The 1871-nt window shown below is 68.8% G+C and carries 2 protein-coding genes; one reads left to right on the top strand and one right to left on the bottom strand.

Annotated elements, in window-relative coordinates:
- The first annotated feature begins 598 nt into the window (after positions 1-598).
- Positions 599-967 (top strand): hypothetical protein, encoded by a 369-nt coding sequence (locus tag Q0X16_RS04050; protein ID WP_297830881.1) that lies wholly within the window; start codon positions 599-601, stop codon positions 965-967.
- A 175-nt stretch (positions 968-1142) separates the two neighbouring features.
- Here Q0X16_RS04050 and Q0X16_RS04045 read toward each other — a convergent pair.
- The coding region (locus Q0X16_RS04045; protein WP_297830879.1) for a sodium/proton-translocating pyrophosphatase at positions 1143-1871 on the bottom strand (729 nt) is incomplete at its 5' end.

Raw genomic sequence — 1871 nt, 5'->3', positions numbered from 1 at the left:
TCGATGACGACGCCTGCCCAGATGGCGCGCATCCAGGCGGCGCTCGCGACGATCGTCGGCTGACGGACGGGACGGCACGCAACCGGCATCGACCCGGACGGGCCACGCGAGGCAAGGCGTCGGCGGTCGTTCGCCGGCGCCTCGTGCCAGGCGTAGCATAGGCAGAGGGAGGTCGCGTCCAGCCAAGGAGAATCCGGGCCTGATGACCAGAAGCGCATTGAGCGGGACTTTGCTTTGCATCGCCCTGTTCGCAGTCGGTTGTGGCTCGCCATCGGGTCCGGCTGACAAACCATCAGCGGAACCCGCCAGTCCGGCACCCGCGCCGGCGCAAACGCAGGCGACCATGCCGGCTCCAGGGGAGGACGCGCAGGTTGCCGCGGTGCCAGCCGCGACGGAAGAGCCTGCGGCGGAGACGCCGGCCCCGGCTCCGCAGGCGGTAGCGGCATCTCCTGCGCCCGCGCCGGCTGCCGCGCCGGCGGCAACGACAGCCAAGACGACGCCTGCCGTGGCGCCGACGCCCGCCAAAGTGCCGCCGGCCGCAACACCGTCGCCGGCACCCACTCCCGCGCCCATGCCGAGTGCGACTGCGGCGGCTCCGGTGGCTGCGACCTCACCTGCACCCGCCGCGCCTGCCGCGGCATCCGCAATCGCCGATCCGGGCGGCACGGTCGCGGTGGCCGCGACGAAGCCGGGCCTCGAGCGCATCGGTGCAGAAGCCTGCGGCGACTGCCACGGCGTGCAGTTCGACTCCTGGGCCGGTGGTGCGCATGCCAAGCGCAAGCCGCCGCTCGACTGCGAGCATTGTCACGGCCCCGGCAGCGAGTACGAGTCGAAGTCCGTCATGAAGGATCCGGCGAAGGCCAAGGCTGCCGGGCTCGTAATGCCGGACAAGGCTTTCTGTGCGAAGTGCCACAAGTCGGGCGTCGACGACGCGTTCATGAAGAAGGCGCACGAGCACGAGGGGTGACTGATCGCAGCGCCGTCGTCGTCGGGCCGACGATCTCCGCAGGCGCCCGCAGCGGTCCGCCGGTAACGGAAAGGCCCCGGTCTTCCGGGGCCTTTCCATGGCGATTGCAGGTGACCGGCCAGTGACTAGTGATGCTTCTCCACTAGTCACCAGTCACTGATCACCAATCACTCTCTCACAGCAAGGGCACCAGCAGCAGCGCCACGATGTTGATGATCTTGATCAGCGGGTTGATGGCCGGGCCCGCGGTGTCCTTGTACGGATCGCCAACGGTGTCGCCAGTCACGGCCGCCTTGTGCGTCTCGGAGCCCTTGCCGCCGAAGTTGCCTTCCTCGATGTACTTCTTGGCATTGTCCCAGGCGCCGCCGCCCGTGCACATCGAGATGGCGACGAACAGGCCCGTGACGATGGTGCCGATCAGCACGCCGCCGAGCGCGCGGATGCCGGCGCCGGGGCCGAGCAGCCAGTTCATGCCGAAGCCGACGATCACCGGGATCAGGATCGGCAGCAGCGACGGCACGATCATCTCCTTGATCGCCGCGCGCGTGAGCATGTCCACGGCCTTGGAGTAGTCGGGCTTGCCCGTGCCCTCCATGATGCCCGGGATTTCCTTGAACTGGCGGCGCACCTCGACCACGACCGAGCCGGCGGCACGACCCACGGCCTCCATCGCCATGGCGCCGAACAGGTAAGGCACCAGGCCGCCGATGAACAGGCCGATGATCACGGCCGGGTCGGACAGCTCGAACCCTTCGACGAGCATCCCTTCGCCGAGCATCCCGGCAATCTCGAGGTTGCTGGTGTAGTCGGCAAACAGCACCAGTGCGGCGAGGCCCGCGGAGCCGATCGCATAGCCCTTGGTGACGGCCTTGGTCGTGTTGCCGACGGCGTCGAGCGCGTCGGT

Source organism: Thermomonas sp., from assembly GCF_025993755.1.
Lineage (GTDB): Bacteria > Pseudomonadota > Gammaproteobacteria > Xanthomonadales > Xanthomonadaceae > Thermomonas.
Note: the sequence above shows the minus strand (reverse complement) of the source record. Positions and strands in the feature narration are given on the sequence as shown.